Annotated in this window: 1 protein-coding gene; it reads right to left on the bottom strand. The window is 43.6% G+C overall.

All coding sequences use genetic code 11. The features are described 5' to 3' along the window. The coding region (locus HC175_RS23195; RefSeq protein ID WP_168140100.1) for an ATP-binding protein at positions 1 to 289 on the bottom strand (289 nt) is incomplete at both ends.

Genomic DNA, 289 nt, shown 5'->3' with positions numbered 1-289 from the left:
ATATTATGTCCGCCTGCCGCTGCAATTTCCATACAGCGTTTGATCGATTCCTGTCCTTTTACATCGGCAAAATCATGCTCCGGGTGTTCCAGTTCCTGGTAGAATTCTTTTCGGGTGTCAATGATGGTGCGTTCCAGCGGCTCTCCCCTGTCAAAAAAGCGAATTAGCTGCTCTATATTTTCAATCCCGTAAACCTCAAGGTCGCTTACTATTGCTGCTTCCTTGACATTTTGCTTCGGAAGTATAAAGCCTTTAAAACCTTCTTCTTTGGCTTTAATAGCTATAGGTA

This window comes from Salinimicrobium oceani (genome assembly GCF_012037645.1).
Note: the sequence above shows the minus strand (reverse complement) of the source record. Positions and strands in the feature narration are given on the sequence as shown.